General features: G+C 56.9%; 17 protein-coding genes and 4 tRNA genes. 3 read left to right on the top strand and 18 right to left on the bottom strand.

The window, feature by feature from the left end; genetic code table 11:
• Positions 1-75: 75 nt before the first annotated feature.
• The 11 genes from rplL to M7Q83_RS07100 all read right to left on the bottom strand — a co-directional run bounded on the left by rplL (position 76) and on the right by M7Q83_RS07100 (position 4,984).
• The gene (gene rplL, locus M7Q83_RS07150) at positions 76-465 is read right to left on the bottom strand and encodes a 50S ribosomal protein L7/L12 (protein ID WP_298336826.1); all 390 of its coding nucleotides are present in this window, start codon (positions 463-465) and stop codon (positions 76-78) included.
• 112 nt (positions 466-577) lie between these two features.
• Entirely contained in the window at positions 578-1,108 is a 531-nt protein-coding gene (gene rplJ / locus M7Q83_RS07145; protein ID WP_298336824.1) for a 50S ribosomal protein L10, read from the bottom strand.
• Between the two features lie 128 nt (positions 1,109-1,236).
• Positions 1,237-1,959 (bottom strand): 50S ribosomal protein L1, encoded by a 723-nt coding sequence (rplA, locus tag M7Q83_RS07140; protein WP_298336822.1) that lies wholly within the window; start codon positions 1,957-1,959, stop codon positions 1,237-1,239.
• A 42-nt stretch (positions 1,960-2,001) separates the two neighbouring features.
• A complete protein-coding gene (rplK, locus tag M7Q83_RS07135; RefSeq protein ID WP_298336957.1) occupies positions 2,002-2,433 on the bottom strand; it encodes a 50S ribosomal protein L11 in 432 nt (143 codons plus the stop codon).
• A 99-nt stretch (positions 2,434-2,532) separates the two neighbouring features.
• On the bottom strand, positions 2,533-3,357 hold the full coding sequence (gene nusG / locus M7Q83_RS07130; protein WP_298336820.1) for a transcription termination/antitermination protein NusG: 825 nt from the start codon (positions 3,355-3,357) through the stop codon (positions 2,533-2,535).
• Between the two features lie 26 nt (positions 3,358-3,383).
• On the bottom strand, positions 3,384-3,671 hold the full coding sequence (gene secE / locus M7Q83_RS07125; RefSeq protein WP_298336818.1) for a preprotein translocase subunit SecE: 288 nt from the start codon (positions 3,669-3,671) through the stop codon (positions 3,384-3,386).
• A 40-nt stretch (positions 3,672-3,711) separates the two neighbouring features.
• A tRNA-Trp gene (locus M7Q83_RS07120) sits at positions 3,712-3,784 on the bottom strand.
• Between the two features lie 7 nt (positions 3,785-3,791).
• Positions 3,792-4,415 carry a sigma-70 family RNA polymerase sigma factor gene (locus tag M7Q83_RS07115; RefSeq protein ID WP_298336817.1) on the bottom strand — a complete coding sequence of 208 codons (624 nt, stop codon included), beginning with the start codon at positions 4,413-4,415 and terminating at the stop codon, positions 3,792-3,794.
• Complete coding sequence (gene rpmG, locus M7Q83_RS07110; RefSeq protein WP_081901041.1) at positions 4,376-4,540, bottom strand: 50S ribosomal protein L33; 165 nt, start codon at positions 4,538-4,540, stop codon at positions 4,376-4,378. The genes M7Q83_RS07115 and rpmG overlap by 40 nt, the downstream gene beginning before the upstream one ends.
• Before the next feature lie 291 nt (positions 4,541-4,831).
• A tRNA-Met gene (locus tag M7Q83_RS07105) sits at positions 4,832-4,905 on the bottom strand.
• Positions 4,906-4,911: 6 nt separating this feature from the next.
• A tRNA-Thr gene (locus M7Q83_RS07100) sits at positions 4,912-4,984 on the bottom strand.
• 197 nt (positions 4,985-5,181) lie between these two features.
• Here M7Q83_RS07100 and M7Q83_RS07095 point away from each other — a divergent pair.
• Positions 5,182-5,667: a GNAT family N-acetyltransferase gene (locus tag M7Q83_RS07095; RefSeq protein WP_298336815.1), complete on the top strand. Its 486-nt coding sequence runs from the start codon at positions 5,182-5,184 to the stop codon at positions 5,665-5,667.
• A 55-nt stretch (positions 5,668-5,722) separates the two neighbouring features.
• On the opposite strand, the gene M7Q83_RS07090 is transcribed toward M7Q83_RS07095, so the two are convergent.
• The 3 genes from M7Q83_RS07090 to M7Q83_RS07080 all read right to left on the bottom strand — a co-directional run bounded on the left by M7Q83_RS07090 (position 5,723) and on the right by M7Q83_RS07080 (position 8,340).
• A complete protein-coding gene (locus M7Q83_RS07090; RefSeq protein ID WP_298336813.1) occupies positions 5,723-6,388 on the bottom strand; it encodes a hypothetical protein in 666 nt (221 codons plus the stop codon).
• A gap of 64 nt (positions 6,389-6,452) precedes the next feature.
• Positions 6,453-8,195, bottom strand: coding sequence for a polyprenol phosphomannose-dependent alpha 1,6 mannosyltransferase MptB (gene mptB / locus M7Q83_RS07085; protein ID WP_298336811.1), 1,743 nt, complete (start codon positions 8,193-8,195; stop codon positions 6,453-6,455).
• 62 nt (positions 8,196-8,257) lie between these two features.
• Positions 8,258-8,340, bottom strand: a tRNA-Tyr gene (locus tag M7Q83_RS07080).
• 26 nt (positions 8,341-8,366) lie between these two features.
• Between M7Q83_RS07080 and M7Q83_RS07075 the strand changes: the two genes are divergently transcribed.
• Together M7Q83_RS07075 and M7Q83_RS07070 are read left to right on the top strand one after the other, a co-directional pair.
• Positions 8,367-8,861: a YajQ family cyclic di-GMP-binding protein gene (locus M7Q83_RS07075; protein WP_298336810.1), complete on the top strand. Its 495-nt coding sequence runs from the start codon at positions 8,367-8,369 to the stop codon at positions 8,859-8,861.
• Between the two features lie 9 nt (positions 8,862-8,870).
• Positions 8,871-11,714 (top strand): phosphatidylglycerol lysyltransferase domain-containing protein, encoded by a 2,844-nt coding sequence (locus tag M7Q83_RS07070; protein WP_298336808.1) that lies wholly within the window; start codon positions 8,871-8,873, stop codon positions 11,712-11,714.
• On the opposite strand, the gene M7Q83_RS07065 is transcribed toward M7Q83_RS07070, so the two are convergent.
• From M7Q83_RS07065 to nuoL, 4 genes are all read right to left on the bottom strand, one after another.
• Entirely contained in the window at positions 11,706-13,049 is a 1,344-nt protein-coding gene (locus tag M7Q83_RS07065; protein ID WP_298336806.1) for a chloride channel protein, read from the bottom strand. The genes M7Q83_RS07070 and M7Q83_RS07065 overlap by 9 nt on opposite strands.
• 135 nt (positions 13,050-13,184) lie before the next feature.
• Positions 13,185-14,747 carry an NADH-quinone oxidoreductase subunit N gene (locus M7Q83_RS07060; protein WP_298336804.1) on the bottom strand — a complete coding sequence of 521 codons (1,563 nt, stop codon included), beginning with the start codon at positions 14,745-14,747 and terminating at the stop codon, positions 13,185-13,187.
• Complete coding sequence (locus tag M7Q83_RS07055; protein ID WP_298336802.1) at positions 14,747-16,270, bottom strand: NADH-quinone oxidoreductase subunit M; 1,524 nt, start codon at positions 16,268-16,270, stop codon at positions 14,747-14,749. The genes M7Q83_RS07060 and M7Q83_RS07055 overlap by 1 nt, the downstream gene beginning before the upstream one ends.
• Before the next feature lie 11 nt (positions 16,271-16,281).
• Complete coding sequence (gene nuoL, locus M7Q83_RS07050) at positions 16,282-18,159, bottom strand: NADH-quinone oxidoreductase subunit L (protein ID WP_298336800.1); 1,878 nt, start codon at positions 18,157-18,159, stop codon at positions 16,282-16,284.
• Positions 18,160-18,161 lie beyond the last annotated feature (2 nt).

Raw genomic sequence — 18,161 nt, 5'->3', positions numbered from 1 at the left:
ATGGAAGAAGTACGCGATGTGTCGTTTGTCCCCGAAAAGACGGGTACAAACGACACGTGAACGCGCGTACGAACGTTACTTCAACTCAACAGTAGCGCCAGCGGCTTCCAGCTGCGCCTTAGCCTTTTCGGCATCCTCCTTCGAGGCCTTCTCGAGCACCGGCTTCGGAGCTGCATCGACAAGATCCTTGGCTTCCTTAAGCCCAAGATTGGTGAGCGCGCGCACCTCTTTGATGACTTGGATCTTCTTCTCACCAGCCGCCGTCAAGATGACATCGAACTCATCCTGCTCTTCAGCGGCCGCTGCAGCCTCACCAGCACCACCGGTGGCCGCGCCCGCAGCAGCAACAGCTACCGGAGCGGCTGCGGTGACACCGAAGCGCTCCTCAAAGGCCTTCAAAAGCTCAGAGAGCTCGATTACCGTCATCTCAGAGATCTGGTCAAGCAACGCTTGCACATCTGCCATTGGTTTCCTTTCGTGTCCTGTCGAGGACGATTACGCTAACGACTATGTCGAGCTACTTATTACGAACGTCTAGTGGGAGACCGACGAGTATGACCCCGTCGTATCCATCACGCTAGGCAGCCTCTCGCTGATCGACCAATGCCTTCAACCCGTATGCAAAGTCACGAGGAAGCGCATTCAATGCCGAAGCGAACGAGACCATTGGTGCAGCGATCAGACCAGCCAGCTGCGCTAGCAGCACCTCACGACTTGGCAAGTTCGCCAATGCGAACACGGCAGACTGATCCAGCAACTGACCGTCAAAGAGTGCCCCCTTGACGACGAGCGATTCATTGGTGCGCGAAAATTCGCGCAGTGCCTTCGCTGTTGCTGCGGCATCGGGACCACTAAAGACCAGACCACTTGGCCCGGTGAGAAGCCCAACGAGTACCTCACTACCTGCCTCAACAGCGGCGATCCGCACCAAGGTATTCTTAAACACCTTGTATTCTGCTCCAACGGTCCGGAGCTGGGAGCGGAGGACCTGTAAATCGGCAACCTTTAGGCCACGGTACTCAGTGACAAAGACCACATCGTGGGCGACAAGCTTCGCTCGCACCTCTTCGACGACAGCGACCTTTGCGGGACGCGGATTCTCGACCATTTTCTCTCCTTACAACTTTTGCCTGACTCGGAGAGATCGCTTCGTCGGGCACCCATCACAGGATTTAAGCAACAGCACCGGACCTCTTGAGCGAATCGAGGCGTCTTACACTCTAGCAGAGATGGTGACTATGCAGCCCCAACAGCGAGAAAATCTTCGTCCACAAGGCGGATCCTGTTGGGATCGAGCCCGACCGAGGGAGTCATGGTCGCGCTGACGTGCACCGAACGGAAGTAACGACCCTTTGCGGAGGCCGGCTTTGCGCGAGCGAGCTCATCGATTACCGCTCTAAAGTTTTCCAGCAATGCCACGGTTGTGAAGGATACCTTACCGATCGGCACATGCACATTGCCCACCTTATCGGTTCGAAACTCCACACGACCCGCCTTGAACTCCGCGACGGCTTTGCCAACCTCCATCGTCACCGTACCAGTTCGCGGGTTCGGCATCAGACCTCGCGGACCTAGCACTCTACCCAGACGACCTACCTGTCCCATCAAATCCGGCGTGGCGATCGCCACGTCGAAATCGAGAAAACCACCAGTCACGCGCTCCACCAGATCGTCCGCGCCAACCACATCCGCGCCAGCTTCCCTCGCTTCTGCAGCGGCCTCACCAGCTGCAAAGACAGCGATACGAACCACTCGACCGGTACCATTTGGCAAGGCTACCGTGCCACGTACCATCTGATCAGCCTTTCGTGGGTCAACACCGAGACGAACTGCGAGCTCAACGGTCTCATCGAACTTCGCCTTACTCAACGCCTGCACGAGTTCAAGAGCCTCACGAGGCTGATACAACCTCTCAACATCAACCTTGGCGATCTGCTCCGAATACACTTTTCCAGCCATTAGTAACTCCAAACTCTCCAACTCGTCAACACGAGAATCCGATTATTCAGCAACGGTAAGACCCATTGACATCGCAGTGCCGATCACCTGCTTCATGGCAGATTCCAAGTTGAAGGCGTTCAGATCAGGCATCTTGGTCTTGGCGATCTCCTCGACCTGGTCTCTCGTCACCGTTCCCACCAAAGCCCGACGGTTGGTGGCAGACCCCTTCTCCAAGCCAGCCGCCTGCTTCAAGAGCTCCGATGTCGGTGGGGTCTTGAGAACAAAACTGAAGGAGCGATCCTCAAAGATCGTGACCTCCACCGGGATAACTTGGCCACGCTGCGCCTCGGTAGCGGCATTGTATTGCTTCACGAACTCCATGGTCTGAATCCCATGCGGTCCGAGCGCAGTACCCACAGGAGGAGCCGGGGTTGCCGCCCCAGCAGGCAAATTGATCTTGACGATGGCGGCGACACGTTTCTTTGCCACGATGATTGAACTCCTTACATTGAACCAGACAAGTATATACGCTGCGCAGCCTAAGGGCCCGCGCTCGCCTCAACTACGGTGAGAAAGTACCGTGAGACAAGGCTAGATTTTGGTAACCTGTGAGAAGTCGAGCTCCACAGGCGTCTCGCGCCCAAAGATATTGAAAAGTACCTTGAGTTTCATCTGATCAGCGTTGATCTCAGAGATCTGTCCCGAAAAGTCAGCCAACGGACCCTCTTTGACCTGTACTGTATCGCCAATCTCAAATCCATGGGTCGGCTTGCGGACGGTCGTCGTTCGCATCTCTTCTGGTGTCTTGAACGCGAGCATCGACTCCACTTCTCGTTTCGAAAGTGGGGTTGGTTTAGATCCAGATCCTACAAATGAGGTGATCCCTGGCGTGTTACGGATCGCTGTCCACACCTCGTCGTCCATGTCAGCTCGGACCATCACGTACCCAGGAAACACCTTGCGGCGGACCGACACTCTTTTGCCATTCTTGATCTCGGCCACATCCTCCATCGGGATCTCGACCTCATAGATTCGCTCATCAAGGTTGAGTGACTTGACACGAGCAAAGAGGTTTGTCTTCACTTTGTTCTCGTAACCCGAATAACAATGCACCACGTACCAAGCTCCAGCACGATCGTATGGAGACTCTACGACCTCGTCAAGAAACTCCTCCTCAACACCGTCGACCCCAGAAGCATCATCAGCAACTGCATCATCATCGGTGACGTCATTCGGAACCGCGTCACCCTGGGCCGGATCTCCGTCGACAAACTCATCAGTGCTTAGCGCACCGTCACCACGCAGATCTTCTCCGCTATCGCCTGCGAAAGCATGAGCACTCTCCTCGCCCACACCATTGGCCTGCTGGAAAACTCCACCAGAAACGTCCTCACCGGAAACCTGTTCGTCTGACACCGCTACTACTCCCACAATCCTCTGCCTCAACCGTACAGCTTGGTCACACCGGTCGAGAACAGGAGGTTCAACAAAAAGATAAGACCCACTACAAAAACAAGCGTAACGAACACAACGGTAGCGTAACTTCGCACCTGGGCTCGAGTCGGCCAATCCACCAGCTTCAGCTCGGCGATGACTGAACTGAAATAGGCACGAATACGGCCTTTTTCCCTGGTCCGCTTCGATTTCGTCTTCGAACGGCGGACAGCGTCCTGCTTCTTCTCTGGCGCCATCTGTTGGCGCGCCATCAACCGCTTCGTCTCGCGATTCACGTCAAAACCTCGTACTTCACAAAAGTTGCCACTCTACCAGCAGGGCAGGAGGGACTCGAACCCCCAACCCCCGGTTTTGGAGACCGGTGCTCTACCAATTGAGCTACTACCCTCTATGGGCTACCAGCTTATCAGGGGATCCCCATCGTTGGCACCCTCTGTTGCCGAGTTGGCCGCCTCTTGAGCAAAGAGAAGGGCTAGCTGCTTACGCGCACGATACAAGCGAACCTTCACGTTTGACTCTGTTTGACCCGTCGCATCAGCGATCATCCGAACGCTATAGCCCATGCCGTATCGCATCACAAGTAACTCTCGCGTTGAGAGTGGTACCCTATCGAGTAGCGCGATGAGATCCACCACAGCGGCCGTGGACTCGTTGGGGTCCTCGCGACTCACCTCCGATGCAATCGGTGAACACACCTCAAGCGAGCATTCCCGATGAGTAATCCGATTCCGAGCGCGAAGATGACCAAGTGCAGAGTTCACTACGATTCGGTAAACCCAGGTCTCACATTTGGAGTCTCCCCGAAAGCGCTCCAGCGAACGATAGACGTTGAGATAGGCATCCTGCAGCACATCGCCGACGCTCTCAGCATCTCCCAAAATCCTCATCGCCAGACTCGCACTGGCCCGTTGAGTCCTCTTCAGGATCTCCTCGAAGCTTGGCTTGAGGTCACCAACGGCCTGCAACGCCTTTGGCGCGGTCAGCGTGTCTCCTTGTGAAGGGTATGACGGCGATCCCACTGGCAGAACTTGCGCATCTCGATGCGCTCGCGATCATTCTGCTTGTTCTTCGTCGTGATGTAGTTGCGACGCTTGCACTCTTCGCAAGCCAACGTAACCTTGACCCGCTTCTCATTTTTTGCCATTATTTACCTCTCTGAGCCGCATCATGAACAATCAACACGACCAACATCAAAACCCCGAACCGAAACTCAACTATAAGAATAATCGGCACCGGCCACGGCTACCACTACACCTTAGCAAGTCCAACCTTGGCGTTCACTCCAAGCACGACCGTCTCCACCTCACCGTAATGAACGATTACGTCCACCAAGCGCCGAACTCCGCCAGACCCGTAACAACACGACAACGTCGAGCAGCCCGAGGTCGCGAGCAACCTGGTTGATAGCCCGGGCGATGGCCCTACCCGGACACAGTAGCGGCGGTCGGACTCGAACCGACGACCCCACGATTATGAGCCGTGTGCTCTTACCTACTGAGCTACGCCGCCTTGCAGAGCCCCCTGTCGGAATCGAACCGACGACACCAGCCTTACCATGGCTGTGCTCTGCCGACTGAGCTAAGGGGGCAATACGTATAAGGCTCAATCTATGATACTAGGTCATGAGAATTGATCCTCACACCCTACTCACTTTCGTGGGCTCAGTCCTCCACATTCTCCCATTGATCAGGATCCCGTGAACACGACTCCACAGGGTCCCCCCGCTGTTCGTCTCCGCTACCACTCCGAGTCCTGGCAATGACCCTGCCAATATCCTCACCCATCATGATCCGCCACATCCTCCCAGAGGACGGGGAGATCCTACGCCAAATCTATAACCACGCCGTGCTGTCATCTACGGCGACGCTCGACTTAGAACCCCGCACTCGTCTCGAGCAAGAACGCTGGCTGGAGCTGCACTCTGGCATCTATCCAGCGTTGGTTGCGGTGCAAGATGATCATCCGATCGGTTACGCAACCATCTCCCCCTTTCGCCCTCGAGCGGGGTACAACTCCACTGTGGAGGACTCCGTCTATATCGACCCCCTACATCAACGACAGGGTGTTGGACATCTGTTGTTGGAGCACCTGTTGGCAACGGCAACCTCATTAGGCTTCCATAGCTGCATCGCTCACATCGTCGCCGACCATCGAGCCTCGTTACAGCTCCATCTCAGCTGTGAATTCAGGCTCGTAGGCGTTGAACATGAGATCGGTCGCAAGTTCGGCAAGTGGCTCGATATGGCGATTTTACAGCGACAGCTCCGATAACAGAACCCAAATCCGAGCGAAGAACTGCTCTGCCCCGCTTGCGCTACCTGAATCGCTAACGGCCCTGTGCGTGATCATCAGCCCAAAAATACCATGCAGCCAGGGAACGGAACGGTCGAAAGTGCTCACCTTGGGCCACCAACTCCGACAACGTCATCGTACGATTATCGGCCAGATGTCGCTCAACGCTTCTTCGCATCGCCAGATCACCCACCGGCCAGACATCGAGCCGCTGCAGATGAAACATCAGATACATATCTGCACTCCACTCGCCAAAGCCGTAGAGTCCCACAATATAACTTCGGACCGTCTCATCATCGCAGCAAGCGAGTTGCGCAAGCTCCTCACGAGTGACGCTGGCGCAGAGCCGCTCCAACGTCTTTATCTTCGGACCCGAAAGCCCGATACGGCGCAGTTCTTCATCACCAAGTCCACGAATCGCGTCGATCTCTAGTCCGGTAGCCAAGATCAAACGATCAAGGATCGCTCGCGCCGACGACCCCGACAGCTGTTGATAGACCAGAGTCTCCACCAAGAAGCCGAACGCATCGCTATCATCGCGCATGCCCCTTCGACCCTGCTCATCCCTTCGACCCGGATCGAACGAATCCCGGTAAAGGCGCGGGGTGCCGTAGAGCCTTGCGAACTGGGCCATCAAGGCATGTTGGGTCGACAGCGTAGCAACAGCTTCCTCAATCCGTTCCTCAGTCTGCTCACTCATGAGATAACCAGCTGATCGTCATCGCGGAACACCGACCTACCCACAGTGATCTCCTGCGAGAGGATCACGAATCAGTGGCAATGCGAACGAATTGAGGCAACCAGCGCTGGTAACGGGCAGGAACAGCCTCTCCAAGGGCCGCTCGAAACCCATCATAGACCTCGCCGGCCTCGCGGAAGAGACTCGCCCGCCGACGATAGAGGACAGTGACGAGCCCCGCGTAACCGATCCATGCAAAAGCAGTTGGTGCCCCTAGGAAATCAATAGGCATCGCAGACAGGGTGAGAAGCACCAGAAAATCTACGGTCAAATCTCCAGCTCCAAGCGCCAACAACACTATTCCCCAACCCAGATACCATGGCCAGATAACCGGTCCAAGTACAACAGTCACCACAAGTACAACGCCGGTCAACCTTACGATATTCGAGCGACGGCTCCCAAGGATGGTGATCCCTCCGATGAGCAAAATAAGCACATCACCGATAGCGCGGAAGACACCAACCACGAAATGCGGTCCAAACGGTAGGCCAAGGTGCGCCAACACCCAACCTAATGCGTAACCCACGAGGATGATCGGGTCCTCGAACGACAGTACCGAACCCGGTGTGGATAGGGCAGGAATCCAGCCCATCCCTAAATGGGTGACAAGCCCCAGCAGGTAGAAAATCGCCACCGTCAGCATCACGGCGATGACCAGCCCGCGGAGTTTGCTCAGTACCCGCTCGGAGTTGCTCCAGTGGTAGCCCATAAAACCAATCGCTACAATCGCTGGGACCTTGACGGACGCCGCCAAAGCCACCACGACAATACCAGCCAACCTCCGATCCTTGAGGAAAAGGTAGATCCCCACAAGCATCAGTGCAGTCATCAGCGCATCGTTATGCCCTGCGGATGCGAAGGTATAGAGCAGAATAGGATTTGCTGCTGAGAGAGCAAAAGCAAGATCACGATTCACTCCCAACAGATCAGCAATCTTAAGAACAAAAATCCCAATGACCACGACCGAGATAAGGGCGACCAGCCGCAAAAGCAGCACGGTCAGCAGTGGAGAGTGACCAGCCAGCTCAACAAGTCCTCCCGCCAACGCAAGAAACAATGGGCCATAGGGCGCCTTTGCCATACCCCACAACGGGTCGACCGTCGATCGATAGGCGCTGTTCCCGAGTAGCGCGGGGCCACCACTGTAAGGGTTGATACCAAGCGTAACCATACGACCCTGCGCGGCATAGGAGTATACGTCCCGTGAAAAAAGCGGTCCAGCCACCATCAACGGCAAAATCCACAGCCCAAACAAGAGCCACTTATGACGCAGTTCCTCACCACGACGACTACCCACCACGATTCTCAGCCAGGCGACACCGGTCAGGATAAGGCCGTAGTAGACCAGCGATTGGGCAAGTAGTTCAACAACCACGTTCCCTGGGTGAGGGGTGGCGTTGACGCCAAGATACCAGGATCCAGGAATCTTGGACGTAAAGGGGGAGTTCGCCTGAAGCGAACCCAGAAAAACCAAGAGCGAGCCGATAAACCCGGTCCAAAGAGGGTTCACGTGCATGAGATTGTCGGCATTGGCCCAAGCAAACCACCGCCGAACAAGACGGATCGCTCTGCCCAGTGTCCCGCTGGCTGATTGGCTTTGGGTGCGAGACTGCACTCGGTTTCCAGCCTCTATTTCACCGGAAGCAATCTTGCTCGCGCCTTGGGAAGATTGTGCCCATTGCTTGGCTCGCCCACGACGAAGCCGTCCATTCTCCTGCAGCTGTCCCTCGTGCGATGCGGCGCTTGGCTCGCTAGTGTTGTTCTCCATGAGCTCGCTACAGTCTAGCGCGCAGCGGATGTTCCCACATCGCTCCACGCTAGACCCCTCGGTGGGCCGGGAGGGATTCGAACCCCCGTAGGCGTACGCCGGCAGATTTACAGTCTGCTCCCATTGGCCACTCGGGCACCGACCCTGGTGAGGACATAATAGTCTACCAGTATGCCTTCATTCGACGTAGTTTCAGAGATTGATATCCAAGAAGTTAAAAATGCGGTTGACCAGGCAAGTCGCGAGATCGCTACCCGCTTCGACTTTAAGAACACCGATTCCTCAGTGGTTTTGAACGAGGGTGATCAGATCATCACCCTCGCTTCGAATACGCCGGACCGCCTCAAAGCAGTGATGACCGTGCTCGAAGAACGGCTTGTCAAGCGTTCGGTCTCGCTCAAGGCCCTCGACCGACAAAAGGTGGAGGACGCAGCCAAGGGCACGGTACGCCAATCAATCCGTCTCATCTCTGGCCTCGAGGGTGAGCGGGCAAAGCAGGTTACCGGAGCCATCAAAACGATGGCTATCAAGGGCGTCCAGGCACAGATCCAGGGAGAGCAGGTGCGGGTCACCAGCAAAAAGCGTGACGATCTGCAAGCAGTCATGACCCAGCTCAAAGAGAAGATCGCTGACGTGCCGTTGCAATTCGTCAACTTCCGCGACTAGGCATCCCCAATGGGGACGACCTATCATCTTCGACCAGGCCAGAGGGCAATCGTCCTTTCGAGTGCCGTGCTCGACCAACCTCAGACCATCGACGATGAGTACCACCAGGCCACCGATGGTCTCAGCGACGAGGATGTCGTCATCATCTGCGGCCCCATCAGTCACAACGCTTCCACGCATCTGTCTCTGTTCATGGACCTTCTTCAGCGTCACCACCGCTCCTACCTCGTCGCCCCACAGACCGACGTCGATCGCCTTCGCCAATCCGTTGGCTTTGCTGGTGATGCCGAGGGCGAACTCCAGCTATGTTCGCGTCTCGATCTCACCTACGACGACCATGGCACGCAACACATCCTCGTCGATCCCGGCCAAGGCCAACCGACCGATCCACGCGACACGATTCTTGCCCGCTTGAGCCAGCAGGGAAGTCGGTTCCGCGACGCCGACAAGCTCCACCCCCAGGCATCGCTCGCTCGCTATATCGCCTCACGATCCTTCTACCGGAGGCTACGTGCGCTCGTTCTCTGGACAACCATCCCCTTGGTGATCATCTTGGCGATTCGGATCCCAATTCTCCTCGCGATACCCCTCCTGCGCCGACAGTCGGCGCTCATTACCAACACGGAGCTAGTAGCGATGGCCATCGTCCTCGATGTTGTCCTTGCCGTTACGGTCTCGTTCTTCACCAGTCGAGGCACGCTGCGCATCCTCGACACCCCACTGGACTCCGCCCTGCGCACCCTCGATCCAAACGCCTCGGAGCGTCTCCGCTTCGATGAGTTCACCAAGCATGGGTATCATGGCATGATCAGCGCCGCGACGCGAACAAAAGAGCTCATCACCACTAGCAATGGAATTTTTGCCTCTCCTGGGACCTTTTCCACCACCGTTATCCGACTGCCAACGCGACTTCCAATCCCCGCACTCTACGTCGCCGCGACCGACACCTCTTGGCTGGAGATAGAGCCAGGAGCAACCCTGCGGATCAACCTTTGGTCGCTTCAGCGACTCGTCGCGCCATCACGGCTACTGAGACTCCTGGCCGCGAAGGACCTCCACCAACCCAAACCCCGCCTCCTGGCGAGTATCCCTGGTGGTCCAAGTTACTCACCAGTAGTGCAAGACAACCTGCGTAGCCCGAGCCTGCCCTTTCGACGAGTGAGTGCCATCGTGGTCTTCTTGGGTGGCCTCACCGAGCTCGCCACCTCCCTGATCCCACCCCTACACAGCCACTTTAGGCTCGTGTCGACGCTTTTCCCAAACCTCGCACTCTTCATTCGCAGCTACGCCAATGCGATCACCACAGCAGCAGGCGTCGGCATGATCGCTGTCGCCCTTGGCCTGCACGCTGGTCGACGACGTTCGTTCCAGATCACCGTCGCCGTCGGCTTTGTCGCCTTCTTGGCCAACCTTGCACGCGGTGGTGATTTACCCACGCTGATCGTCCTCGGCGTCGTCTTAGCGATACTGCTCCTCAACCGACGAGCGTTCGACCAACCGACCCCTGCTCGGCCGAGTCTTACCCGTTTGGGCAGGATAGTGGTAACCACCCTGCTCCTCTGGATCGTCGCCGACAGCGCCACCATCGTCGCCCATCTGCTCTTTCGCCGGCAGGAACTCTATCGAATCGTGCCAACATTTGGCCAGATCATCGCGGTCTCGATAGGGGTGTCGACCCATGCACCCTTACCTTTCAATCACCCCTACCTGCGTGACGCTATGCAACTTGCGATGGTAGTCCTCCTCCTCATCACTATCTGGACTGTCATTGCGCCACTGTCGACCTACGTTCACCTCGATTCCAGATCTGATCTCAGCGTTACCGCGCTCAGCCAGATCCTGTCGTCACACCCGCAAGGGACCCTCGACTACTTCGTCCTACGCGATGATAAACTCCACTGGGTACGCCATGGAGTCGTGATCGCCTATGGTATCTTCGGATCGACGATCATCGTCTCGCCTGACCCCATTGGACCTCGATCGAACGCACCACAGGCCTTCATCGAGTTCTTTACCGAGATGAAGCGGCTAGGACGCTCGATCGCTGTTCTTGGGGCCAGCGCCGAGTGGCAACGCATCTACCACAACCTCAACATGCGCAGCTACTACATCGGCGATGAGGCGCTCGTAACACTGGCAAATCTGGACTTGGCCGGGAAACGTCACAAAAGCTTACGTCAAGCCGTCAACAGAATGAAAAAGTACGGGTACTCGGTCAGCCTTATCAACCCGTTGCAGCTGGCCGAACAGGATCGCAGGCAGATCCTCGCCATTATGGCCTCATCGCGTCGGGGTGACCACGAACGCGGTTTCTCGATGACGCTCGGGCGTGTCTTCGATCCCCGAGACAACGACCTTCTGATGAGTGTCTGTCGTAACGCTGACGCGACGATCACCGGCTTTTGCCAGTGGGTACCCGCTCCTGCGGTACATGGTTACTCCCTTGACCTCATGCGGCGCGACCTAGGTGAACACCCCAACGGTATGTTCGATCTCCTCATCGTAGAGACGATCCGGCAACTCAACGATCAGGGCTACCAAACATTAAGTCTCAACTTTGCCGCCATGCGCGCGGTCTTGGCCGGCGAGCGGGGTTCAGGCATACCCTCGCGAGTGGAGCGTTGGGTCCTTGGTCGACTCTCCGACTCCATGCAGATCGAATCACTTTGGCACTTCAACGCAAAGTTCGAACCCACCTGGTTACCGCGCTATCTCGTGGTTGACAGCATCGAGAACGTACCCGCCATCGCCATCGCTGCTGGCAAAGCAGAGTCGCTCTGGGATCTTCCAGTCATCGGGCGCTTCCTCAACAACAGCCCCTCGACAGAGGAACACGTCGCCTCATCAACCTAAAGGCGCCAGCGGGCTTTGACCTGGGGTGGCCTGGGCACCAAAGATGGTCATTCCGCGTCGATGGACGATGACCGTCGCAACGCCAACCGCAACCACCAACAACGGCGCAATCGTCATCGATCCAGTCGCCTCGAGTGCGATCACGATCATCGACAGTGGGACCCTGCCAATCGAGCCGAACACAGCGGCAAACATGAGCAGCGCCACCGTTGCCAAAGAGCCAAAGCTCACCGGGACGTGCGCCAAGGCCGCCAGCCGCCAGAGTGCGGCGCCACTAAAGGTACCGATAATGAGCGCTGGACCAAGCACCCCAATCGGAGCCTCGGCCGACAGGCTCAATCCTGTTAGGACCAGTCGCGCAACGGGAACCAACAGCAGCAGCCAAAGAGGCCATGACCGCAGCACGGCACCGAGCACGACCAGTCGGATCCAGCCCGTCCCGGTGGAGAGAACCTCGGGAGCCACGAAGGCAATCCCCGACGTGATCACCGTAACCCCAAGGGCGATCACGGCCCATCGCCACCAGGCTGATCGAGAGCGTCGAATAATCTCCTTCCCTGCGACGACAATCCACCACCGATAGAGCAGCCCAATCGCCCCGGCGATCACACCTGCCACCACGGCGGTGGCGTACGCTTGGGGGTGGATAGTACCGAACGAAAGGTGCCCGATCAGTGGAGAGCCCCCGAACACCGCGGTATCGACACCCCAGGCAATAGCGGTGATCAAGAGGCCAGGGAGTATGACCACCCCAAGGAACCCGCCGACAACAAAGAGTTCCCCAGCAAGCAAAACACCTGCTAGCGGGGCCTGAAACAGGCAGGCGAGTGCGGCACCCACACCACACGCCACGAACATTCGGACGTCGCGCTTCTCCAAACCCAATCGCGGCAACCAGTTGATCAATGGACCCCCAACGAGCATCGCAATCGGACCTTCTGGTCCTCCCGACACGCCAGTACCCAGTGCGATCACACCTGCCACTCCGGTACCCAACGCTTCAGGCATCGGCAACTTCACCGTCGATCCGTTGACGACTTCAATCACGCGATCCGCGCCCCGTTCGCCTCGGCGTGCTACCCCGCTCTGCACGGACACCACCTTGGCCAGAAGAAAACCGATCAGGATAAAGACCGGTAACAGCCACAGCCGCCCACCAGTCAGGCGGGAGATCTCCGTGACCGCGACCAGCCTCTTGACACCAATGGCACGCTGCAACAGGTCGACCAGCGCACGAAGGGTCCACCGAAACACCACCACTCCCACACCAGCGATAAGGCCAGTGACGAGGACGCCGACTCCGCGACGGACGGTGACGGAAGAGGGGAAACGCACGTGGGTCATACTAACGCTGGCCTTAGCTGCAATCGTCCACTGGCAATCTCGGGCACTACCACCGCCACCACAGTGCGGTGAGAGGTTCTACGAGCTGAGGGTATACCGAGCACGACGGCACGATTGACGCTCTCACTACAAAAAGATTTTGCCTTTAGCCACCAGATTCAACAACAGCGTCGGGAATACTCCAAAGAACACCGTAATCGCAACGGAGAGCCAAATGCCAATCCAGACCGGCACCTGCGCCGCTCGTGATGACTGGACCAATCCCGCATCACTTCCTCCACGGACTGGCACGGGATACAGGGCATCGCCGACGCCAGCGGTCTGTTCGTCCCGCGCAAACAGGGCGAGGACAAGTCGCAGGTAGAAGGCGACAGCGATCGCTGCGGTGATCATCGCCACGACAGCGATCCAGTACTCGTTGACGGCGATCACCGCGGTAATGACCGAAAACTTGGCGATGAATCCGCTCGTAAAGGGGGCTCCCGCCTGCGCGAGCACCAAGATCGCGAGCAGAATTGCGACCGCAGGCCTCCGTTGTCCGAGTCCTCGGACCTCCGTCAAGGACAGGGAACCCTCCGTTTTCCCTGCGTCGACCTGGATCAACGAGATCAAGCCAAAAGTTCCAATCACCATGACCGAGTAGGCGGCAAGATAGAACAACGCATCACGAGTACCTCCACTGGTCGCCGCCAAAACTCCCAGCAGGATGAAGCCCGCATGATTGATCGACGAGTACGCCAGCATTCGTTTTACCTCGCGCTGGCGCAACGCGAAAACAGCACCAAAAACCAGCGACAACACCGCGAGTCCGATCACAATCGGTCGCCAGTACTGGAGCTGGAGATGGAAGGCGACCGTGAGTACTCGCAAAAGGGCAGAGAACGCAGCGATTTTAGCCATCGCCGCCATATATCCCGTAACAGAGGTGGGAGCCCCCTGATAGACGTCAGGAGACCACACATGGAAGGGGACGGCGGAGATCTTGAAGCCAAAACCCACCAAGATCAACGCGATGCCAAAGAGCAGTACCCCGTTATTGATCAACACGTGCGTCGAAAGGAACGAACCGATCTTCAATAGGTTCGTCGAACCGGTCGCACCGTAGACGAGCGCGACGCCATAGAGAAACACCGCAGACGAGAAACCGCCGAGAATGAAGTACTTAAAGGCCGCCTCGCGTGAGAGACCATCTCGGAGTCGGAAGCCGACCATGATGTAGAGCGCAATCGAAAGAATCTCCAACCCCAGGAAGATAACGATCAAGTCCTCCGCCTGGGCCATGACGATCGCTCCCGTTGCCGATATCAAAAGTAACGTCACGAACTCCGGCCCTTGGCCTGCAACCGAACGAACGAACCCTGGCCCAATCAACATGGTGAGCACGAGCGCAGCGGCCACGATGATACCCACGACCGCAGCAAACCCATCGTTTGCAATAGCCCCGGCGATCGCGAGAGACGGCCCATGCTTATCGACCAGCCGCAAGAGGTTCGCCGACCAAGCCCCCTCTCCCAGGGCGGCCAAGAGACCAATTCCACGATAGAGTTCAGGGTGCTCGCGTCGGCCGATGGTAGCCGACAGTGCAAGTACCACGAGGGCTGCACCAAAGAGGATCATCTCTGGAGCGATCGCTTGATAGGAGATCGCTGGAAGCCGAATTGGCAACTGTGATACGAGCGTTCCAAACACTACTTTGCCCCTCCAGTTACATTCGAAGACACGGTCGATTTCCCGAGTGCCGGAGCAGTAGCGACATGGTGAACGATTGCCGCGGTCGACGGGTTGATGCGTGCCAAAAGTGGGATTGGATAGATCCCCAGAAAGACGATGAGGGCGACCAAGGGCAGCAGCAACAACGCCTCACGCGGCGCCAAGTCACGAAAGCTACGATCGTCCTTGGGTTCTCCGTGGAACACCCGCTGGTAGGCCCAGAGGAGATAGATCGCGCTCAGAACAACACCCAATACCGCAACGACCGCCCACCACCGATGGGTGATGAAGGTGCCGATAAGAATTAAGAACTCCCCGACGAAGCCGTTCAACCCCGGCAGACCGATCATACCCATGACGACGAGGATGAAGACAGCGGCGAAGATGGGCGCCTTCTTTTGAAGGCCTCCGAGCTTGTTCATATCCAAGGTGCCTCGCCGCTCGTAGATCATCCCCAGCAGTAGGAAGATAGCAGCGGTGTAGATGCCGTGATTCACCATCTGGAGCGTGCTCCCCGAGAGGGCTTCGGCCGAAAAGGCAAAGATGCCAAGCACGATGAACCCCATATGCGACAGCGATGAGTAGGCGACCATTCGACCAAGATCCCGTTCACCAGCCGCCACGATCGCGCCGTAGAGAATACCGACAACTCCAAGCGTCAACATCAACCAAGCAAGTTCCCGAGAGGTCGCGGGGAACAACTCCAGGTTGAACCGAATGAGACCATAGGTACCAAGCTTGGCCATGACACCCGCCAGAATCACTACGGCCGGGATAGGAGCAGAACGATAGGTATCCGGCGACCAGGTGTGGAAAGGAAAGATCGGCGTCTTGACGGCAAAGGCGGCGGCAAAAGCCAGAAACAGCAGTATTGCGGTATCTTTTGGAAGCCTCGTATGCATAAGCGCCGGCAACGAGAAGGTGAGATGTCCAGTCTGGTGATCATGGATAAAGACCAGCGAGACGATACCCACTAGCAGAAAGGCTGAGCCTGCAAAGGTGTAGACAAAAAACTTGATCGCCGCTCGTCCCGATGCCCCTAAGCCGAAGTCGGCAATCAAAAAATAGCTAGGTACCAGCGTCAGCTCAAAGAAGACGAAGAAGAGAAAAAGGTCCAGAGCAGTAAAGCTACCCATGCATGCTGCCTCAAGGAGCAACATCCAACCGACATAGGCTCGATAGTCCTTTACCCCCTTCATCGCGAACATGGCGATGGTGAAGAGCACCGCCGTCAGCAGTACGAGCACCAACGAGATACCGTCGGCTCCCAGATACCAGTCGATTCCAAAAGCTCCAATCCAGTGAACCTTGGTGACAAACTGATAGGAACTTGTATGAAGCTTGAAGGCGATCGCCATACCAATGGCGATACCTAACTCCACCAAGGAGATCGCAATCCCAAAATATCGAATCAACTTCTGGTTCTCCGGTGGCAGGGCCATCATCGGTACCACCAGAGCTCCTAGGGCGGGAAGTGCTATCAGCCAATCGAGTAACGTCATCGAATTCCTCTCTACCGCGCCGCACTCACGAGCACATACGCAAGGACCACCACGATCCCTGCGACCATTATCAGGAGATAACTCCGAACCAATCCCGACTGCACTCGTTTACCAAGTCCACCCACCCAACGAAACAGCCAAGCGACTCCTCCAACCGCTCCGTCGATGATGGTGGGGTCAACGACTCGATCGCCGAGCTTCGCTAAGGCCGTACCTCCGCGCGCAAAGGTCCGGTCATAGAAGGTATCGATATACCAGCCCTTGAACAGCACCGCGGGTTCAAGCGCTTTGCGTTCGGAGTGATTGCGCCACAGACGCCATGCCAGGAAGATACCAAGGAGAGCAACGACAGCATCGGTGGCCGGGAGTAACACCTTCTCTGAACTCGAGAGATGATAGGTGACTAAGGCGGAACCGAAGACCGGCGCTAGCCAGTTGTGCAGGAAACGAAGGCCACCGTAGGGTAGGTTCAACAGACCTGCAGTCGCCGCCGCAACGGCCAGCACGATCAGCGGGATCGTCATGATGCGGGGCGACTCATGTGGATCGTGACCATGGGTGATCTCCTCCCAGCGTGCCTTGCCGTAGAAGACCACAAAGACGAGACGGCCCATGTAGTACGCCGTCAACAAGGCGGTCACCACACCAACAACCCAGAGCAACTCGTTGCGACCGAAGGCATCCTCAAGTACGGAGCCCTTCGAGAAGAAACCAGAAAACGGCGGTACGCCAGCGATGGAGAGCCAGGCGATGATCATGGTCCATGCAGTAATCGGCATCAACTTCGCAAGCGCACCCATGCGCCGGATGCTCTGTTCATTGTCGAGCGAATGGATCACCGATCCAGAGGACAAGAAGATCAGCGCCTTATAGAAGGCGTGCGTAACCATCAAAAAGATCGCCGCAATGTAGGCACCCGTTCCGATGCCGAGCATCATGTAGCCCAATTGGCTCACCGTTGAGAAGGCCACAATTTTCTTGATGTCAGTCTGCGAAGTCGCCGCCATCGCCGCCACGAACGCGGTAATCACACCGATGATCGCGATCGTCATCGACGCGGCATGAGCGAGCGCAAGGATCGGCGACAGCCGTGCCATCAGGTAAACCCCTGCGGTCACCATTGTCGCGGCATGGATCAAAGCCGATACAGGGGTTGGTCCCTCCATGGCATCAAGCAACCAGGTAAACAACGGCAACTGTGCTGACTTGCCTGCAGCTGCCAGAAAGAACAACAGTGCGATCGCCTCTGCTGTCCCGCTAGACAGCTGATGGGCCTCGGGTAGCACCTTCGAGTAGCTAACCGAATGGAGGTTAAGAAAGATCAGGAAGGTTCCCAACATGAAACCCATGTCACCAATGCGATTGATGATGAAGGCCTTCTTACCTGCACTGGCCGCGGTCGGACGTTCAAACCAAAACGAGATCAACCAATAGGAACAAGCCCCTACTCCCTCCCACCCAAGAAAGGTCAGCGGAAGGTTGTTGGCGGTCACGAGAACGAGCATCGAGAAGACGAAGAGGTTGAGGTAGACGAAAAACTGGTGGAAGCGCGCATCACGCTTCATGTAGCCGATCGAATAGAGATGGATGAGTGCCGCAACCCCAGTTACGAAGAGGATCATCACAACGGAGAGTGGATCAGCCCGGAAGGTGATGTTCACCTGCAGACTTCCCGCATGGAACCAAGGGAATACGTGCAATATTTGGGTGCGACTTGCCCCATGCTTGGTCAAAAGAACGATCCAGGTTGCGACCGCGGCGACAAAACTTGAAGCGACCGCTATCGTCCCGAACCAGCCAGCTCCAGGGTCTCCCATCCGTTTCCCAAAGGCAAGCAAGACGAGGAAACCAAGCAGCGGAAAGCCGATCACCAAACCCAAAACAACCATGT

Origin of the sequence: Ferrimicrobium sp., from assembly GCF_027364955.1 — a bacterium.
GTDB lineage: Bacteria > Actinomycetota > Acidimicrobiia > Acidimicrobiales > Acidimicrobiaceae > Ferrimicrobium.
The sequence above is the reverse complement of the archived record's forward strand: the minus strand, read 5'-3'. Positions and strand labels throughout refer to the sequence as shown.

Excerpts from the sequence above, each read along its gene's own strand:
- rplA (WP_298336822.1), bottom strand. The coding sequence starts at position 1,959 with ATGGCTGGAAAAGTGTATTCGGAGCAGATCGCCAAGGTTGATGTTGAG.
- M7Q83_RS07095 (WP_298336815.1), top strand. The coding sequence starts at position 5,182 with ATGATCCGCCACATCCTCCCAGAGGACGGGGAGATCCTACGCCAAATC.
- mptB (WP_298336811.1), bottom strand. The coding sequence starts at position 8,195 with ATGGAGAACAACACTAGCGAGCCAAGCGCCGCATCGCACGAGGGACAG.
- rplJ (WP_298336824.1), bottom strand. The coding sequence starts at position 1,108 with ATGGTCGAGAATCCGCGTCCCGCAAAGGTCGCTGTCGTCGAAGAGGTG.
- M7Q83_RS07055 (WP_298336802.1), bottom strand. The coding sequence starts at position 16,270 with ATGACGTTACTCGATTGGCTGATAGCACTTCCCGCCCTAGGAGCTCTG.
- M7Q83_RS07075 (WP_298336810.1), top strand. The coding sequence starts at position 8,367 with ATGCCTTCATTCGACGTAGTTTCAGAGATTGATATCCAAGAAGTTAAA.
- M7Q83_RS07090 (WP_298336813.1), bottom strand. The coding sequence starts at position 6,388 with ATGAGTGAGCAGACTGAGGAACGGATTGAGGAAGCTGTTGCTACGCTG.
- rpmG (WP_081901041.1), bottom strand. The coding sequence starts at position 4,540 with ATGGCAAAAAATGAGAAGCGGGTCAAGGTTACGTTGGCTTGCGAAGAG.
- rplL (WP_298336826.1), bottom strand. The coding sequence starts at position 465 with ATGGCAGATGTGCAAGCGTTGCTTGACCAGATCTCTGAGATGACGGTA.
- M7Q83_RS07070 (WP_298336808.1), top strand. The coding sequence starts at position 8,871 with ATGGGGACGACCTATCATCTTCGACCAGGCCAGAGGGCAATCGTCCTT.
- nuoL (WP_298336800.1), bottom strand. The coding sequence starts at position 18,159 with ATGGTTGTTTTGGGTTTGGTGATCGGCTTTCCGCTGCTTGGTTTCCTC.